Source organism: Paractinoplanes rishiriensis, assembly GCF_016862375.1.
GTDB lineage: Bacteria > Actinomycetota > Actinomycetes > Mycobacteriales > Micromonosporaceae > Actinoplanes > Actinoplanes rishiriensis.
Genome location: NZ_BOMV01000007.1, coordinates 244,794 through 262,058, shown reverse-complemented (window position 1 = coordinate 262,058; position 17,265 = coordinate 244,794). Strand labels below are relative to the sequence as shown.

General features: G+C 73.4%; 15 protein-coding genes and 1 pseudogene. 8 read left to right on the top strand and 8 right to left on the bottom strand.

The features are described 5' to 3' along the window. Positions 1 to 166 precede the first annotated feature (166 nt). A pseudogene (locus Ari01nite_RS49605) lies at positions 167 to 937 on the bottom strand (glycosyltransferase 87 family protein); the annotation flags it as partial. A 200-nt stretch (positions 938 to 1,137) separates the two neighbouring features. Between Ari01nite_RS49605 and rimO the strand changes: the two are divergent. From rimO to pspM, 6 genes are all read left to right on the top strand, one after another. Then, a complete protein-coding gene (gene rimO / locus Ari01nite_RS05080; RefSeq protein ID WP_203779793.1) occupies positions 1,138 to 2,589 on the top strand; it encodes a 30S ribosomal protein S12 methylthiotransferase RimO in 1,452 nt (483 codons plus the stop codon). After that, the gene (pgsA, locus tag Ari01nite_RS05075) at positions 2,586 to 3,167 is read left to right on the top strand and encodes a CDP-diacylglycerol--glycerol-3-phosphate 3-phosphatidyltransferase (RefSeq protein WP_203779791.1); all 582 of its coding nucleotides are present in this window, start codon (positions 2,586 to 2,588) and stop codon (positions 3,165 to 3,167) included. Before rimO ends, pgsA begins: the two co-directional genes overlap by 4 nt. Before the next feature lie 10 nt (positions 3,168 to 3,177). Continuing rightward, positions 3,178 to 3,681 (top strand): CinA family protein, encoded by a 504-nt coding sequence (locus Ari01nite_RS05070; RefSeq protein WP_203779789.1) that lies wholly within the window; start codon positions 3,178 to 3,180, stop codon positions 3,679 to 3,681. Between the two features lie 157 nt (positions 3,682 to 3,838). Continuing rightward, a complete protein-coding gene (locus Ari01nite_RS05065) occupies positions 3,839 to 4,228 on the top strand; it encodes a helix-turn-helix domain-containing protein (protein ID WP_203779787.1) in 390 nt (129 codons plus the stop codon). Between the two features lie 236 nt (positions 4,229 to 4,464). Then, on the top strand, positions 4,465 to 5,322 hold the full coding sequence (locus Ari01nite_RS05060) for a PspA/IM30 family protein (protein ID WP_203779785.1): 858 nt from the start codon (positions 4,465 to 4,467) through the stop codon (positions 5,320 to 5,322). A gap of 32 nt (positions 5,323 to 5,354) precedes the next feature. Further along, positions 5,355 to 6,131, top strand: coding sequence for a phage shock envelope stress response protein PspM (pspM, locus tag Ari01nite_RS05055; RefSeq protein ID WP_203779783.1), 777 nt, complete (start codon positions 5,355 to 5,357; stop codon positions 6,129 to 6,131). Here pspM and Ari01nite_RS05050 read toward each other — a convergent pair. Both Ari01nite_RS05050 and Ari01nite_RS05045 read right to left on the bottom strand, forming a co-directional pair. Further along, a complete protein-coding gene (locus Ari01nite_RS05050) occupies positions 6,091 to 6,882 on the bottom strand; it encodes a zinc finger domain-containing protein (RefSeq protein WP_203779781.1) in 792 nt (263 codons plus the stop codon). The genes pspM and Ari01nite_RS05050 overlap by 41 nt on opposite strands. Position 6,883: 1 nt before the next feature. Then, positions 6,884 to 7,672: an SAM hydrolase/SAM-dependent halogenase family protein gene (locus tag Ari01nite_RS05045; protein ID WP_203779779.1), complete on the bottom strand. Its 789-nt coding sequence runs from the start codon at positions 7,670 to 7,672 to the stop codon at positions 6,884 to 6,886. 58 nt (positions 7,673 to 7,730) lie between these two features. Here Ari01nite_RS05045 and Ari01nite_RS05040 point away from each other — a divergent pair, with 58 nt between their 5' ends. Continuing rightward, on the top strand, positions 7,731 to 8,642 hold the full coding sequence (locus Ari01nite_RS05040) for an LLM class F420-dependent oxidoreductase (RefSeq protein ID WP_203779777.1): 912 nt from the start codon (positions 7,731 to 7,733) through the stop codon (positions 8,640 to 8,642). 3 nt (positions 8,643 to 8,645) lie between these two features. Here Ari01nite_RS05040 and Ari01nite_RS05035 read toward each other — a convergent pair whose 3' ends face one another. The 4 genes from Ari01nite_RS05035 to Ari01nite_RS05020 all read right to left on the bottom strand — a co-directional run bounded on the left by Ari01nite_RS05035 (position 8,646) and on the right by Ari01nite_RS05020 (position 11,758). Continuing rightward, positions 8,646 to 8,969, bottom strand: coding sequence for a hypothetical protein (locus tag Ari01nite_RS05035; protein WP_203779775.1), 324 nt, complete (start codon positions 8,967 to 8,969; stop codon positions 8,646 to 8,648). A gap of 742 nt (positions 8,970 to 9,711) precedes the next feature. Further along, the gene (locus tag Ari01nite_RS05030; protein ID WP_203779773.1) at positions 9,712 to 10,368 is read right to left on the bottom strand and encodes a hypothetical protein; all 657 of its coding nucleotides are present in this window, start codon (positions 10,366 to 10,368) and stop codon (positions 9,712 to 9,714) included. A gap of 2 nt (positions 10,369 to 10,370) precedes the next feature. Then, positions 10,371 to 10,859, bottom strand: a complete 489-nt coding sequence (locus tag Ari01nite_RS05025; RefSeq protein WP_203779771.1) for an RDD family protein — start codon at positions 10,857 to 10,859, stop codon at positions 10,371 to 10,373. A gap of 149 nt (positions 10,860 to 11,008) precedes the next feature. Continuing rightward, positions 11,009 to 11,758: a metalloregulator ArsR/SmtB family transcription factor gene (locus tag Ari01nite_RS05020; RefSeq protein ID WP_203779769.1), complete on the bottom strand. Its 750-nt coding sequence runs from the start codon at positions 11,756 to 11,758 to the stop codon at positions 11,009 to 11,011. A gap of 71 nt (positions 11,759 to 11,829) precedes the next feature. Here Ari01nite_RS05020 and Ari01nite_RS05015 point away from each other — a divergent pair, with 71 nt between their 5' ends. After that, the gene (locus Ari01nite_RS05015) at positions 11,830 to 12,711 is read left to right on the top strand and encodes a hypothetical protein (RefSeq protein ID WP_203779767.1); all 882 of its coding nucleotides are present in this window, start codon (positions 11,830 to 11,832) and stop codon (positions 12,709 to 12,711) included. A 9-nt stretch (positions 12,712 to 12,720) separates the two neighbouring features. Here the strand turns inward: Ari01nite_RS05015 and Ari01nite_RS05010 are convergent, their stop codons facing one another. Then, positions 12,721 to 17,253, bottom strand: a complete 4,533-nt coding sequence (locus Ari01nite_RS05010) for an ATP-dependent helicase (RefSeq protein WP_203780315.1) — start codon at positions 17,251 to 17,253, stop codon at positions 12,721 to 12,723. Between the last annotated feature and the right edge of the window lie 12 nt (positions 17,254 to 17,265).

The following is a 17,265-nucleotide window of genomic DNA, read 5'->3' as shown; positions in this document are numbered from 1 at the left end:
TCCGCTCGAAGAGGTACGGGCGGTAGGCCAGCAGCGAGGCGGCCTGCACCAGCAACGGCACGGGCCAGAGCCGGGGGCGGTGCACGGCCAGTACCACGGTCAGCACGTCGGCCAGGAAGAAGTAGCGCTCGTGCATGCCGGGCAGCAGGAACGGCAGCAGCAGGGCGAACAGCGCGGCCGCGGTGACCACCCGGACCCGGTTCAGCTGCACCGCGCGGGCCACCAGGACCCAGCAGATGCCCAGCACGACCGCGGCGGTGAGGACGTAGCCGAGGAGCCGGACGGTGTCGTCGCGCGGCCCGGTGGGCGGAACGAACGCGTACAGCGACGGGGCCCGCAGCGAGAGCGCCGGCACGTGCTGCGCCTGCCGGCCCAGGTCGTAGATGGTGAGCAGGTCGATCGGGTCGCGCCCGAAGAGGACGGCGGGCAGGGCCAGCACGGCCATCGCGGCGGGCGCGGCCAGCAGGGTCCGCCAGGGCAGCCGGCCGGCCAGCGCGAGCAGCAGCAGGACCGGGAAGACGAAGATGCCCTGCGGCTTGACCGCGAGCGCCACCCCGCACAGCGCCACCCCGGGCCAGGGACGGTCGCGCAGCAGGTAGTAGACGCCGCCGAGGGCGGGCGCGGCCCACATGGCGTCCATCTGGCCGTAGAACGAGGCGTTGATCACCACGGTCGGCAGCAGCGCGACGACCAGCGCGGCGGCGACCGCGGTCCGGCCGGGCCGGTGCAGGGCCACCACCCGGTACGTGAAGAAGGCGAGCAGCACGTCGAAGACGACGAAGACCGCCTTCATCTTCAGGATCAGCGGCCCGGGCAGGTGAACCACGAGGGCCAGCAGGTACACGAACGGGGCGTTGTAGTTGCCGGCCTCGGCGCCGATCCCGCGCCAGCCACCGGCCGCGCGCACCTGGTGGTACCACTGGAAGAAGATGTTCATGTCGTTGGTCTTCTCGCGCCAGCCGGCCCAGCGGGCCAGCACGGCGAGCAGGATCAACGCCGCGACGAGGGCGAATTCGGGCTTCCGGTTCCTAGGCATGGCATCCGGGGGTACGCGGCGAAGGTGTCCGTGGGCTTACCGGAGGGTTACCGTCCGCATGGGGGAACGGCCGGAAACCGCCGCCCGGTAACCTTGGCGGAGTGTCGGTAACCCCTTCCCCCCGCCGTGTCGCCCTGCTCACCCTCGGTTGCGCCCGTAACGAGGTCGACTCGGAGGAGCTCGCCGCCCGGCTGGATGCCGGTGGCTGGCAGGTCAGCACCGACGCCGAGGGCGCCGACGTGGTGGTGGTCAACACCTGCGGCTTCGTGGAAAAGGCGAAACAGGACTCGATCGAGACGCTGCTGGCCGCCGCCGACACCGGCGCCAAGGTGGTGGCCGCCGGCTGCATGGCCGAGCGGTACGGCCGGGAGCTGGCCGAAAGCCTGCCCGAGGCGGCCGCGGTGCTCAGCTTCGACGACTACACCGACATCGCCGGCCGCCTGGACGGTGTGCTGACCGGCGAGCAGTTCACGGCGCACACCCCGCGCGACCGCCGCGAGCTGCTGCCGATCACCCCGGTGCAGCGCCGGTCCGCCGACGTGGTGGTGCCCGGGCACGCGACGGTCGACAAGCACACCCCGGCCCACCTGCGTCAGGTGCTGCGCCGCCGGCTCGACGCCGGCCCGGTGGCCAGCCTCAAGCTGGCCAGCGGGTGCGACCGGCGCTGCTCGTTCTGCGCGATCCCGTCGTTCCGCGGCGCCTTTGTCTCGCGCGACCCGCAGGAGCTGCTCGCCGAGGCCGAGTGGCTGGCCAAGAGCGGGGTCCGCGAGCTCGTGCTGGTCAGTGAGAACAGCACCTCGTACGGCAAAGACCTGGGTGACCCCCGCCTGCTCGACAAACTGCTGCCCCAGCTGGCCGCGGTGCCCGGCATCGTGCGGGTGCGGGCCAGCTATCTCCAGCCCGCCGAGACCCGGCCCGGCCTGGTCGAGGTGATCGCCGGCACGCCCGGCGTCGCGGCCTACTACGACCTCTCCTTCCAGCACTCGAGCGAGCCGGTGCTGCGCCGGATGCGCCGGTTCGGCTCCACCGAGCGTTTCCTCGAGCTGCTCGACTCGGCTCGCCGGCTGGCGCCCGAGGCCGGCGCCCGGAGCAACTTCATCGTGGGCTTCCCGGGCGAGACCCGGGCCGACGTCGACGAGCTGGTCCGGTTCCTGACCGAGGCCCGGTTGGACGCGATCGGCGTCTTCGACTACAGCGACGAGGACGGCACCGAGGCGGCCGGCCTGCCCGGCAAGGTCCGCGAGGACACCGTCAAGCGCCGGTACGACCGGGTGGTGTCGCTGGCCGACGAACTGTGCGCGCAGCGCGCCGAGGAACGCCTGGACAGCACGGTCGAGGTGCTGGTCGACAGCGTGGCCGGCGGCGAGATCGAGGGCCGGGCCGCACACCAGGCGCCCGAGGTGGACGGCTCGACCACGCTGGTGGCCGGCGAGGCGGGCGTCGACCTGGCCGCGCTGCGTCCCGGCGACCTGGTGCGGGCCCGGGTCAGCGGCACCGAGGGCGTCGACCTCATCGCCGTGCCGGTTGAAATGATCGACGCGGTACCGCGGTGACGGACGAGCCGGGAGTCGCCGCCCCGCGGGTGGTGTCGCTCTACAACCCGGCGAACGTCCTCACCGTGGTCCGGATCGTGCTGGTGCCGGTCTTCCTCGCGCTGGTGGTCTCGTCCGGCCTGGCCGGCAACGGCGCGCGGATCGCCGCCTGCCTGGTCTTCTGCCTGGCCTCGGCGACCGACTACGTGGACGGCTGGATCGCCCGGCGGTGGTCGCTGGTCACGTCGTTCGGCAAGGTGGCCGACCCGATCGCGGACAAGGCTCTCACCGGCACCGCGCTGGTGGTGCTCTCCGCCTATGACCGGCTGCCGTGGTGGGTCACCGTGGTCATCCTGGTCCGCGAGTGGGGGGTGACCGCGCTGCGCTTCTGGGTGATCCGGTACGGGATCATCCCGGCCAGCCGCGGCGGCAAGCTCAAGACCGTCCTCCAGATCGCCGCGATCGCCTGGTATCTGTGGCCGGTGCCGGAGCCGGTCGACGTGGTGGGCCCCTGGCTGATGGGCGCCGCGCTGCTGGTCACCGTGGTGACCGGGGTGGACTACCTGATCCAGGCGATGCGGCTGCGGCGGACTGACTAAAATCTGACCGGTGGAGGAGTTCTCGACGACCGCGACGGCTGCGGCGGCCGCGGTGCACCGGCTGGTCGACCGTGGCGAGACGCTGGCCACCGCCGAGTCGCTGACCGGCGGCCTGGTGGCGGCGACGATCGTGGAGATCCCCGGGGTGAGCGCGGTGTTCCGCGGCGGCCTGGTGGTGTATTCGACCGATCTCAAGCACGACCTGGCCGGGGTGCCGGCCGGCCTGCTGGCCGAGCGCGGCCCGGTCGACCCGGACGTCGCGCTGGCCCTCGCGGCCGGCGCCCGGGAGCGCTGCGGCGCCGACTGGGGGCTGGCCACCACCGGGGTGGCCGGTCCGGAGCCGCAGGACGGCAAGCCGGTGGGCCTGGTCTATGTGGCGGTGGCCGGCCCGGGCGGGGCCACCGTCCGGGAACTGAAACTGGATGGAAACCGCGCGGTCATCCGCACCGAAAGTGTGACGGGTGTGCTGAGACTGCTCTCAGAGAGCTTGCAAGAGGCGTCGGCACCGGCCTGAGCTGGGGAATGTTCCAGTGATCACGGTTGTTGGACCGGGTCCCCGCTTGCGGTCGTCCCGGATTTCGGCGGGGCGGGATGTCGGTCTCGCCGGCAACGGGTACGGTTGCGGGAAGCCTCCGGCGATTGGCCGGCGGCCCGCCGCAGGAGGAGGTGCCATGGTCCTGCTACGCCGGGTTATCGGTGACGCACTTCGGGCGCGCCGGCAGGGACAGCACCGCACGCTGCGCGAGGTGTCCACCGCCGCGAATGTCAGCCTGGGGTATCTGTCCGAGATCGAGCGCGGTCAGAAGGAAGCGTCCAGCGAGTTGCTAGCGGCCATCTGCGAGGCGCTCGGCGCACGGCTCTCCGAGGTACTGGGCGAGGTCAGCGACACGCTGTTGCTCGCCGAGGAAATGGAGAACGTGCTGGTGCCGGTGGAGGAAAAGCAGCACAAGGTGGCCCGCGAGGGGGATGTCTCCGTCTCGGTGCGCCAGGAGTCGCCGCTCAAGGCGACGCTGCACGCCACCCGCAAGCCGCCGCAGCGCGAAGTGGTGTACGCCGCCTAGTTTGTTCCGATTGTCCGGCCGGGCCGGGTTGCCCGCGGGCAGCCCGGCCCGGTGCGCACTACGGGATCGACCCTGACCCTTTTCCCGGCGTAGCCTCGAAGCCTGGGGGAGACCCTGAGATCCCCCGGAGGTCACGTGACGTTGGTGGCGCCGAGCTGACACGATGGGACTCACGCGCCATCCGGAAACTGCGTCGTGGCGCCGCAGACTGAGCGACATTGAGGGGATACCGCGAGATGGCGAACCCGTTCGTCAAGGGCTGGCGTTACATGATGGCGCTCTTCGGTGCGAAGATCGACGAGTACGCCGACCCGAAGGTTCAGATCCAGCAGGCCATCGAGGATGCACAGCGGCAGCACCAGGCCCTGGTGCAGCAGGCCGCGGCGGTCATCGGCAACCAGCGTCAGCTGGAGATGAAGCTGTCCCGCCAGATGTCCGAGGTCGAGAAGCATCAGGGCATGGCCCGCCAGGCGCTGGTGCTGGCCGACAAGGCCCGCGCCGACGGCAACGAGTCCGAGGCCCAGAAATACGAGTCGACCGCGCAGACGATCGCCACCCAGCTGGTCGCCGGCGAGCAGTCGATGGAAGACCTCAAGACCCTGCACGACCAGGCCCTCGCCGCGGCCGGCCAGGCCCGCAAGGCGGTGGAGAACAACGCGATGGTGCTCCAGCAGCGCATCGCCGAGCGCTCCCGGCTGCTCAGCCAGCTCGAGCAGGCCAAGATGCAGGAGACCGTGGCCAAGTCCCTCGAGTCGATGTCGTCGCTGGCCGCGCCCGGCAACACGCCGTCCCTCGACGAGGTCCGCGACAAGATCGAGCAGCGGTACGCGAACGCCATGGGCCGCGCCGAGCTCGCGTCGAACTCGATCGAGGGCCGCATGCTCGAGGTGCAGAAGTCGAGCCTCGACCTGGCCGGTGCCTCCCGGCTCGAGCAGATCCGGGCCAGCATGGCCGGCGAGAAGCTGGGCGCCGCGCCGGCCCAGCCCGCGGTCGAGCAGGCCCCGCCCGCGGCCGACCCGGCCAGCGTGGCGCGCCTCGACGAGATCCGGGCCAGCATGAACCAGAAGCGGGGCGACACGACCGCGGCCGGTTGAGCCGGTTCACCAAGCAAGCGGAGGGACGGACGGTGGACGAGCGGACCAGGTACTTCCGGCGCCTCAGGAAGCTGCGCAACTCGGCGCGCCGGTGGAGCGTGCTCGGTGGCGGGCTGGCCGCGGCCACCGTCGTCCTCACCCCGTACGCGGGGATCGGCGCCGCCGACGCGGTCTGGGCCGGTGCGGCCGGTGCCTCGATCGCGCTGGCCTGGTGGCGCCACGGCGACCACCGCGAGCTGGCGGCCACCCCGGCGCCGCCCGCGCCGCCCCCGCTGATGCCCGGCCGGCGGCTGACCGCGGCGATCGAGCGCTTCCCGACCGGCCGGACGATCATGCACGAGGTCCGTCGCCACAAGAACCGCTACGCCCTGCGCGGCTCGGTCATCACCGAGGCCTGGGACCGGCTGGAACGGGCGTCGGCCACCATGACGGCGCTGGCCGGCCGGCTCACCGGGCCCGGCGAGCCCGCCGTGCTCGAGGCGGCCACCGCCGAGCAGTGGTTGCGCGACCTGGGTCAGCGGGTGGCGACCGTGGAGCGGGCCATCCCGCTCAGCCCGCCGGCCAGCCGGGCCGGCCTCGAGGAGTCGCACGCCGGGCTGACCGAGCAGTTCACCGAGGGCGTGACGGCGTACGAGCGGCTGGTGGCCGCGGCCGCCAGCTTCGTGGCCGAGGACGCGCACCCGCTCGCCGACTCCCAGCACCCGGCCCTGTCCGGGCTGATCGACGCCACCGACCGGCTGCACGGCTTCGCCGAGGGCCTGGCCGAGCTCAAGCGTCCTCAGGCTGGCAGCGCGGGCACCAGTAGGTGACCCGTTCGGCCTGCTCGGCCTTGCGGATCGCGGTGCCGCAGCGGCGGCAGGGCTGGCTGCGCCGCCCGTACACGTAACTGGTCTCGCCGCGCCGCAGCGAGCCGGTCGTGGTCTGGGTCCACCGGCCCCGGTTCGAGGCGACCAGGCGCTGCGCCAGGGCCACCGTGCCGGCCAGGTCGCGCACCCGGCCCACCGGCGTCCACGGCCACAGCCCGCGCAGAAACAGCGTCTCGGCCTTGTAGAGGTTGCCCACCCCGGCCAGGTTGCGCTGGTCCAGCAGGGCCTCCGCGATGCTCACGTCCGGCTTGGTGGCGATCCGCCGTTCCGCCTCGGCGGGGTCCCAGTCGGCGCCCAGCAGGTCGGGGCCCAGGTGGCCGAGCAGGGTGTCCTCCTCGGCGGAGGGCAGCAACGCGACCTCGTGCAGGTGATAGCCCACCGCCACCGAGCGCTCGGTGCGCAGCACCACCCGGATCAGGTGCGCCGGCCGGCCGGTCCAGCGCTCGCCCGGGGCGTACGCCCGCCAGGCCCCCTCCATCCGCAGGTGCGAGTGCAGGGTGAGGGGTTTCTCGCCGTCCCGGGTCAGCCGCAGCAGCAGGTGCTTGCCGCGGCTCGCCGACTCGGCCACGTGCCAGCCGGTCAGGTCGGTGGTGGCCAGCCGGGGCACCCGGAAGTCGGAGCCGGTCAGGTCGTCGCCGACCAGGGCCCGCTCGAGCACCCGGGCGGTGTTCCAGACGGTGTCACCCTCGGGCATGTCAGCGTTCGGCGACCCGGATGAGGTCGCCCGGTTGCACCGAGAGCACCACCACGGCCCGGCCGTTGTTGACGGCGACCGCCACCTGGCCGGCCGAGTCCTCGTAGACGAGCAGGTCACCCGGGCCGACGTCGGCGAACGTGGTGCCGCGGCGGGCGGTCACGGTGCCGTTGAGCATCAGGTCGGAGCCGAGCCCGGCCAGCACCTCGCCGGTGGCGGCCAGCTGGATGTTGCCGAACCGGTCGATGGTCAGCACCTCGGCCTCGATCCAGCCGTTGCCGACCGTGACCACCGGGTCGGGCAGCCGCACCAGTCCGGCCGGGTCGACCGCCGGGCCGGCATCCGAGGCCGGGGCGCCGAGCGCGAGGTGGGCGGCGGCCGGCGCGAAGACGTCCCGGCCGTGGAAGGTGCGCGACACGTCGCCGAGCAGCCAGTCCTTGTTGGCCAGCTCGTACCCGCTTTCGATGCCGCCGAGGGCCTCGGCCGCCCAGATGAGCAGGCCGTTGTCCGGGCCGACCAGCAGTCCGTGCGGGGTGCCGAGCACCAGCCCGCGACGGGCCGTGCCCACGCCCGGGTCGACCACCGCCACGTGCACCGCGGCCGGAAGGTGCGGCGCGGTCTGCGCGAGAACGGCGGCGCCGCGGGACACGTCGGCGGGCGGGACGTGGTGGGTCACGTCGATGACGCGTACCGCCGGAGCGATGCGCGCGATCGTCCCGTGGCACGCCGCCACGAACCCGTCGAACGTCCCGTAGTCGGTAGTGAGGCTGATCCATCCATAGCCGGCCATGGTGGCAAACGTTACTGCCCCGGCACAGATCGTGTGCGACAGGCATACCGTTTGATTCATGCGTCTTGTGATCTTCACCGAGCCCCAGCAGGGGGCCACCCACGACGACCTGCTCCGGGTCGCGCAGACCGCCGAGGCGAGCGGCTACGACGGGTTCTTCCGCTCCGACCACTTCGTAGCGATGGGCAAGCCGGGTGAGCCGGGTCCCACCGACTCCTGGGTGACGCTCGGCGCGCTGGCCGTGCAGACCTCCCGGATCCGGCTCGGCACGCTGGTCACGTCGGCCACGTTCCGGCTGCCCGGTCCGCTGGCCATCGCGGTCGCCCAGGTCGACGCGATGAGCGGCGGCCGGGTCGAACTCGGCCTCGGCGGCGGCTGGTTCGAGCGCGAGCACACCGCGTACGGCATCCCGTTCCCGCCGGTCGGCGAGCGCTTCGACCGCCTCGAGGAGCAACTCGAGATCATCACCGGCCTGTGGACCACCCCGGCCGGGCAGGGCTACGACTTCCACGGCAAGCACTACCAGCTGATCGACTCGCCGGCGCTGCCCAAGCCGGTCCAGTCGCCGCGGCCGCCGATCATCGTGGGCGGCCACGGCAAGCGGCGGACGCCGGCGCTGGCGGCCCGCTTCGCCGACGAGTTCAACGCGCCGTTCGCCAAGGTCGAGGACGTCGCGGCCACGTTCGAGCGGGTGCGGGCGGCCAGCGAGGCGATCGGCCGCCCGGCGCCGCCGTCGTTCTCCGCGGCGGCGGTCCTCTGCGTGGGCGCGACCGACGCGGAGGTGCGGCGCCGGGCCGCGGCCATCGGCCGCGAGGCCGGCGAGATGCGGGACAACGGCGGCGTGGTGGGCACGCCCGGCGAGGCGTCCGAGATCATTCAGCGGTACGCCGAGGCCGGCGCGACCCGCCTGTTCCTGCAGGTGCTGGACCTCGCCGACCTCGACCACGTCGAACTGGCGGCGTCCCTGTAGGGCCTATTTCGGTACGGTCCACGCCTTCGCGGTAACGCCGAGGACACTCGCCGAATTGTCCAGGCTGATCGAGTCGACGGTGATGAAGACCAGCTTCTGCGGGATGCCGCGCTCGGCCGCCTGGTCCTGCGAGGTGACGAGGCAGAGGGTCATGCCGCGAACGGGTGCGACGGGCGACCTACCGGGGTTGGTGCGGATCGTCTCGAGACAGTCCGCGGGCGTCGCACCCGGGCCGGCCACCTGCGCGAACGGCAGATCGATCGAGATCTTGCCGGGCTCGCACTGGGCGTAGCCGAGTTCGGTGCTCTCGACGGCCTCGCCGATCACGCGGGGCTCGTCCAGGTCGACGTAGGTGTTGTTGGTGTAGTCGCAGGAGTGCGAACGGATCCGGAGCTTCTCCTCCTCGTAGAAGACGTTGAACTGGGCGGACGGGCTGATCGGCTCGGGTGTCGCGGAGACGCCGGGGTCGGTCTGGCCGGCCGGGTCCGTGGCGGGGCCGGTGGTGGGATCGGTCGCCGGTGCGGCCGTCGGGGCCGCGATCGCGGGCTGGGCGGCCGCCGGGGCGGGGCGGGGCGGTCGTGTGCGGCCTGCGCCAGGGTGGTGGCCTCGTCGCTGCGGCCCAGGGCCAGCGCGGAGAGGGCGACGCCGGCGAGGCCGATCACCAGGCCGAGGACGGCCACCACGAGCGTCACGGCCGTGAGGGTGCCGCGGGTGCGGGGCGGCGTGGTTGGCGCGCTCGGCGGCGGTCCGGTGGGATCCGCCCGGAGGCCGCCGATGATTGCCGGCTGCGGCGTTCCAGCCTGCGACAGCGGTCCGGTGTGCGGTGGCGTTGCGGCCGGGGCGGGCGGGCCGGTGTGCGGTGGCGTTGCGGCCGGGGCCGGCGGGCCGGCCGGTGGTGGCGGGCCGGGGTGCGGCGGGCTCGTCGGCATCGCGGCTCGGCGCGGCAGATCTGATCCCGCGCCCGCTATGTTTCCGCCGGCATTCGGGCGTGGCGGGCCTATGCGGTCGGCTCCCGGGCGTGATGGCAATGGCACCTGCGAATTGTTCATGTTCCCGCTCCCCGTAGCACCTAAGAGTGAATTAGTGTCGCGTTTCCGATGGTGACTTCGCTGTCCGGGAATTGGCACGTCAGCTGGAGTCGCATTTTCTGCCTGCCGGCCAGTGGGACATTCAGCCGGGCGGGGTGGTTTCTGGTGACGGTTACCGTGGTGGCCACCAATCCGTCGGCGAGGATTTTGATCTGGGCCGGGGATTCGCCGTCGCGGGCCCTGGTCACGGTCAGGGCGGCCTCGGCGGTCGCATAGCGGCCGAACAGGTCGTACTCGACGGTCCGCTGCCGGTCGGTGGTCTGGCCGGTAGCGCACGGCAGGACCAGGTCGTTGCCGCTGCGCCGGAGGTTGGTGCCGCCGAGGGTGGGTTCGAGCGAGGCGAGCTTCTTCGTGGCCGGCTTCTTCGTGATCGGCTTCTTCGTGGCCGGCTCGCCGGAACCCCTGGCGGCGGTCGTGCCGGTCGGTGTGCCGTTGCCGGCTTCGCCGGCCCTCCGGCCGGTGTCGCCGGCGGCTGCCCCGGCGCCCGGCTCGTGCGGTTGCACCCAGGCGAAGTAGGCGATCACCGCGGCCACCAGGGCGATCGTCACGCTCATCCCGCCGAACGCCACCTGGAGCCAGGTCGACGCCGCCTGCTCCGGGCGCTGCTGGTCCGGCGGGGCCGCGCTGCGCTGTCGCATGGTCAGATGTGCCGGACGATCGAGTTCGCCATCCGGTCGTGCAGGGTCTGCTGCCGGTCGCCGAGGACCATGAGGGAGTCGACCCAGAAGTAGATGCCGAAGCTGACCACGTTGAGCAGCCAGCCGAGCACGCCCTTGATGCAGAACTCGCGAAGTGCCATCCGGGCCCAGTCGAACGGCTCGCCGGTCTGCGCGTCGGCGACCACGTGGCCGAGCATCTGCTTGCCGGGAGTCTGGCCGTTCTGCCAGGTGAACAGCGACCAGATCAGCCAGCCGATCCACAGTGTGACCAGCATCAACAGGGCGTCCAGCAGGACCGCGCCGAGCCGGCCGCCGGCCGAGACCGGGGCGGGCGTCGCCGCGTACGGCATCGGTGTTTGTTGTTGGTGCACCTGGATGGCGCCGCGCTGCGGCGGTGACGGAAACGCATAGGCCTGCGTCGGCTGATACGGAGTGCGTTCGCTTCCGTATCCGGCCGGATATTCGTTCATGGGACCGCGACCCTTCGGAAACTGCCCGGCCCTGATTCCGGCCGGTTACGAATGCAAAGGCTCGTCGAGTCCCGGCCCTTCAGCAATCCGTCGCGTGGCCGCTCAATTCGGACTTTCGGTGGAATTCACGTGCCAATTCCGAATCGAATTCAATTCACTTTCAGGGCCGAGGTGAGCTTTTCCAGAGCGCCGTTCCAGCCGGCGCCGACCCCGGCGGCCACCTCCGGCATCGCGGCGGCCAGGTCGTCGAGGCGCTCGTGCCGCAGGATCAGGTGGGTGCCGCCGTCCGCGGTGTCCTCGAGGGTGACGGTGAGCAGCGAGTCGAAGCCGCCGGCCGAGCGGTCCGGCCCGACGAAGCCCCAGCGCCACGCGATGCGCCGGTCCGGCGCGAGGTCCAGGATCTCGGCCTCGAAGCCGCCGGCCGGCTCGCCGCCGGTGCTGTGCCAGATCCGGAAGTGGCCGCCGACCCGCTCGTCCACCTCGGCGCGGACGCACTCGTAGGGGCCCGGCGCGAGCCATTGCCGCAGCACGTCGGGCGTGAGCCAGGCGCGGTAGACCGGGTGGGCGGCGGCGGGCAGGATCATTTCGCGGTGTACGGCCGGAAGGGTCCGCAGCGCGGGCAGGCGGGCGTCCCGGAACTCCTCGTAGAACAGCAGCCAGGCGGTGGCCTCGGACAGCGGGCGCGGCTCGAGCCGGCAGACGTGCCGGCGGCCGTCGACCGTGCGGCCCACCAGGCCGGCCAGTTCCAGGACCTTGACGTGTTTCGACGCCGCCGCGAGCGACATCTGGAGCGGCTCGGCCAACTCGCCGATGGTGAGCTCGCCGGTGGCCAGCCGCCGCAACATGCTGCGCCGCACCTGATGGGCCAGGGCGTGGAACACGGCATCTAGCTCAACCATGTGGTTGGACATAGCCGGTACAACCTGGGTCGCCTATATTGCGAGGTCCACGGGGTGTAACGGGAGGCACGTTGGCTGGGTCGCGGCTGTATGTCGCGCGGGACGACAAGGTCACCGCGGTCTCCCGCGGCCGGCTGCGGATGTCCGGCGCCACCGTGGTACGGCGGGACTGGAACGCGCTGGTCGAGTTGACCGCCCCGGTCCTGGACCCGAAGCCGCGCCACTCGCTGTCCGACACCGCGCTGGTGGTCCTGCCGCCGGTGCTGGCCGGCTCGCTGACCGCGGCGTTCGCCCCGGTCGAGGCCGCCATCGCGGTCGGCGGCGCGGTCTTCTTCGCGGCGTCCTACCTCTCCCCGGTGCTGCGCCGCCGCTTCGACCGGGCCGGCCCCCGCACCCGGCGTGCCGACGTGTTCCTGCTCACCGGCGAGTCGGAACGGCAGTCCTTCCAGCAGGCCGTCGCGGTGGCCGACCGGGTGAGCGAGACGTGGCCCGCCCTGGGTGCCCTGATCGACGCGAACGAGGCCGAGGACATGCTGGCCGAGGCGCTGTGGGAGATCGCCGGCGCGCTGTCCCGCCGTCAGGAGCTGACCGGCGTGCTGACCGAACTGAGCCGCCCCGATTTCGCCGCCGTGCCGGCCGCCGACCAGACCGCCCGCGAGCTGACCGCCCAGCTGCACGCCACCCGGGCCGCCCTCTCCCAGGTGGGCGCCGACCTGGCCCGTCGCGAGGCCAGCCTGCGCCGGACCGAACTGGCCGGCCGCAACTTCATCCGGGAACAGGACATGCGCCGGGCCATCCGCGCCGCCGAGGACTCCCTGCGGGCCGCCCCACCGCCCGGCCTGTCGGCCGAGCCGGTGGACGCGGCCGCCGAACTGGCCGAGCACACCCAGTCGGTCCTCGCGGCCTATCGCGAGCTGACCGCCGGCCTGCACCTGAACCCGCCCCTGCGCTGAGGGCTCGGGTCAGCCACGGAGACGCAACCCCCTCGGGGTGGCGCGGAAGCCGGCCGTCGTCAGGGCGTCGCGCAAGGGCGAGGCGTGGACTGACTCGCCGTCGGCTCGTTCGACGGACATCGGGCCCAGGGCGCCGGAGCGGACCGCGCCGGCCAAGGCGTGGCCGGCGGCGGTGAGGGACTCCGGGGTGTCGACGAACGAGAGCAGCGTGCGGCCGCCGCGTTCGACGTAGAGCACCAGGTCGCCGGAGACCAGGATGACCAGGGCACCGGCCTTGCGTCCGGGGCGGTGGCCGGCGGTCTTGGTGGCTTCGCCGTCGCCGCTGTCGAGGATGCGGTCGGGCCAGGGGAGGGCCGCGCCGTAGGGGTTTGCCGGGTCGGTGGCGGCCAGCACCTGGGCCGTGGAGCCGGTGCGTTTGGCCAACTCGGCCGGTTCGGCCAGGGCGCGCAGGCGGTCGACGGCGCCGGGGACGGCGAACTGGGCGGCGCCCAGGCCCTCGACGAAGTAGCCGCGGCGGGCGGCGCCGCGTTCCTCCAGGGCGCCCAGCACCGGGTAGACCGCGGCGAAGCCGCCCGTGACGCCCTCGGCCAGCACCGCGCCCCGGGTGACTACGCCGTGGCGTTCGAGCAGGAGGTCGGCCAGGGCGGCGGCGCGGCGGGTCGGGTCGAGGTCGCGGTCGGGCAGGCGGGACCAGCGGCCGGCCATGCTGGGTGGGCCGCCGCGGGCCGGCATGGTGGGGCGGCCGGGGCGGCGGTAGCGGGTGCGGGCCGGTGCCGCCTTGGCCCGGTGGGCGCCGCTGCCGCCGAGCAGGGCGCGCAGCGGGGCGAGCGTGTCGTTGGTGAGGTGGCCGGACCAGACCAGGTCCCATACCGCGGCGCTCAGGGCCGCGTCGTCGGTGGCGCCGATCCGGTCGGAGAGCGACCGGAAGAACAGCGCCTGCCCGTCGGCCAGCGCCTTCAGGACCGACTGGTGCAGCGGGCTCAGCGCGACCTCGGTGTCGGGCGGGGGCAGCAGCAGCGGTGCGCTGTCGGCCCAGGCCAGGGTGACCCAGCCGTCGTTGCCGCCGATCGCGCCGGAGCCGGCCCACAGCACGTCGCCGCCGCCGCACAGCTCGTCGAGCATCGGCGGGGCGTAATCGGTGACCCGGGCCGGCAGTACCAGCCGCTCCCAGGCCGAGGCCGGCACCGCGATGCCCTGGAGCTGCTCGATCGCGGCGGCCAGGCCGTCGACGCCGCGGACGTTGCCGCCGATCTGGTGCCAGCGCGGCAGGAACGCGGCCAGCACCCGGGGCGGCACCGGTTCGATCTCGCGGCGCAGGGCGGCCAGCGACCGGCGGCGCAGCATGCGGAGCACCTCGGCGTCGCACCACTCGGAACCGGCGCCGCCGGGTGAGAACTCGCCGGAGGCGACCCGGCCGGTCGCGCCGAGCCGCTTGAGCGCCTGCTCGACCACGAACACGCCGAGGCCGAACCGGGCCGCACAGGTGGCCGCCGCGAACGGGCCGTGCGTGCGGGCGTACCGGGCCACCAGGTCGCCGAGTGGGTCGGCCACCGGTTCGAGGTACGCCTCGGGGAGCCCGACCGGCAGCGCCGCGCCCAGCGCGTCCCGGTAGCGGGCGGCGTCGTCCACGCCGATCCAGCGTTCCTCGCCGGCCACCCGGATGCTGATCGCCCGGCGGGCGGCGGCCAGCTGCTCGGCCCAGGCCGGCTCGACCCCGCGCAGCGCCAGTTCGGCCGGTGCCAGGTCGCCCAGCAGGCGCAGCAGCTCGGCCACGTCCTCGGCGTCGCGGGGCGCTCGGGTGCTGGTCAGCCACTGGAGCTGGGTCTCGGTCTCGAGGACCACCGCGGGGTCGAGCAGCTCGCGCAGATCGACCCGGCCGAGCAGCTCGCCGAGCAGCGTCGCGTCCAGGGTGAGGGCCGCGGCCCGCCGCTCGGCCAGCGGGGCGTCGCCCTCGTAGAGGAACGCGCCCACGTAGCCGAACAGCAGCGACCGGGCGAACGGCGACGGCCGTGGCGTCTCGACCTCGACCAGGCGCACCTTGCGGCCGGCGATCTCGCGCATCAGCCCGACCAGGCCGGGCACGTCGAACACGTCCTGCAGGCACTCCCGGGCCGCCTCGAGGGTGACCGGGAAGTCGGCAAACTCGCGGGCCACGTCGAGCAGCTGGGCCGAGCGCTGGCGCTGCTGCCACAGCGGCTGGCGGCGGCGCGGGTCGCGGCGGGGCAGCAGCAGCGACCGGGCCGCGCACTCCCGGAACCGGCTGGCGAACAGCGCCGACGTGCCGACCGACTCCTCGACGATCTGGGCGATCTCGTCGGCGTCGAAGGACACCAGGTCGGCGCCGGGCGGGTCCTCGGCGGTGTCCGGCAGGCGCACCACGATGCCGTCGTCGGACGGCATGACCTGGCCGTCCACGCCGTATCGCTCCGTCAGCCGGCGGGCGATGGCCAGCGCCCACGGCGCGTTGACCCGGGCGCCGAGCACGCAGTGCACCGTCATCCGCCAGTCGCCCAGCTCGTCGCGGAACCGCTCGACCAGCACCGTGCGGTCGTCGGGCAGGTGGCGGGTGGCCTCGCGCTGCTCGCTCAGGTAGGCGATCAGGTTGCCGGCGGCCCACTCGTCGAGCCCGGACTCGCGCAGCGTGGCGGTGGCCCGCTCGTCGCCGGCCCGGACCAGCGAACGCAGCTGGGCACCGATGGCCCGGCCCAGCTCGACCGGGCGGCCCAGGGTGTCGCCCTTCCAGAACGGCATCCGGGCCGGCGCGCCCGGCGCCGGCGAGACCAGGACCCGGTCGGGGGTGATGTCCTCGATCCGCCACGACGTCGAGCCCAGCAGGAACACGTCGCCGACGCGGGATTCGTACACCATTTCCTCGTCGAGCTCGCCGACCCGGGACGCCCGCTCGGACCCGGCCAGGAAGACGCCGAACATGCCCCGGTCGGGGATGGTGCCGCCGCTGGTCACCGCGAGCCGCTGGGCGCCGGGGCGGCCGGTCAGCTGGTCGGTGGCGCGGTCCCAGACCAGCCGCGGGCGCAGCTCGGCGAACGCGGTCGACGGGTAGCGGCCGGAGAGCATGTCGAGCACCGCGTGCAGCGCCGACTCGGGCAGCTCGGCGAACGGCGCGGCCCGGCGCACCAGGGCGGCCAGCTCGTCGACCGCCCAGGCGTCCAGCGCCACCATCGCCACGATCTGCTGGGCCAGGACGTCGAGCGGGTTGCGCGGATAGCGCAGTTCCTCGATGGCGCCGGCCGTCATCCGGTCGGAGACCACGGCGCAGGACAGCAGGTCGCCGCGGTGTTTGGGGAAGACCACGCCGCGCGAGACAGCGCCCACCTGGTGCCCGGCCCGGCCGATGCGCTGCAGGCCGGCCGCGACCGAGGGCGGCGCCTCGATCTGCACCACCAGGTCGACCGCGCCCATGTCGATGCCGAGTTCGAGGCTCGAGGTGGCCACCACGGCCGGCAACTGGCCGGATTTCAGCGCCTCCTCGATCTGCTTGCGCTCCTCGCGGGAGACGCTGCCGTGGTGCGCCCGGGCGATCACCGGCGGCGCACCGCCGGCCATCCCGGCCTGGGCCATCACCTCGGCGGGCGGCCGGGCCGGCACCGGCAGGGTCTCGCCGGCGCGCTCGGCGGCCAGCTCGTTGATGCGGGCGCAGAGCCGCTCCGAGCTGCGCCGCGAGTTGGTGAAGACGATCGTGGACCGGTGCGCCTGGATGAGGTCGAGCACCCGTTCCTCGACGGCCGGCCAGATCGACGGGGTGCGGCGGTTGCCGTCTGGGTCATCAAGGTCGTTGTCGGGCAGCTCGTCGAGGCGGGTCATGTCTTCCACCGGGACCTCGACCGAGACCTCGATGGTCTTGGCGGCCGGCGGCTGGACGATCTCGACGTCGCGCGCGCCGCCCAGGAACCGGGCCGTCTCGTCGATCGGCCGGACCGTGGCGGACAGGCCGATGCGCTGTGCGGGTGTGCCGAGCAGCGCGTCCAGCCGTTCGAGCGAGAGCGCCAGGTGGGCGCCGCGCTTGGTGGCGGCGACCGCGTGCACCTCGTCGACGATTACCGTCTCGACGCCGCGCAGCGAGTCTCGGGCCGCGGACGTGAGCAGCAGGAACAACGACTCGGGCGTGGTGATCAGGATGTCCGGCGGGGTGCGGGCGAACAGCCGCCGCTCGTCGGCCGGGGTGTCGCCGGTGCGCATGCCCACGGTGATGTCGGGCGGGGGCAGCCCGAGCCGGCCCGCGGCCTGCCGGATGCCGGTCAGCGGCGCCCGCAGGTTGCGTTCGACGTCGACCGCGAGCGCCTTGAGCGGGCTCACGTAGAGGACCCGGCAGCGGCGCCGGGCGTCGTCCGGGGCCGGCTCGCGGGCCAGCCGGTCGAGGGACCAGAGGAACGCGGCCAGGGTCTTGCCGGAGCCGGTCGGTGCGACCACCAGTGCGTTGCGACCGGCGCCGACCGCCCGCCACGCCCCGGTCTGAGCGGTGGTGGGCGCGGCGAACGCTGCCCGGAACCACTCGCGGGTCGCCGGGCCGAACTCTGCCAGCACGTCTTGCACCAG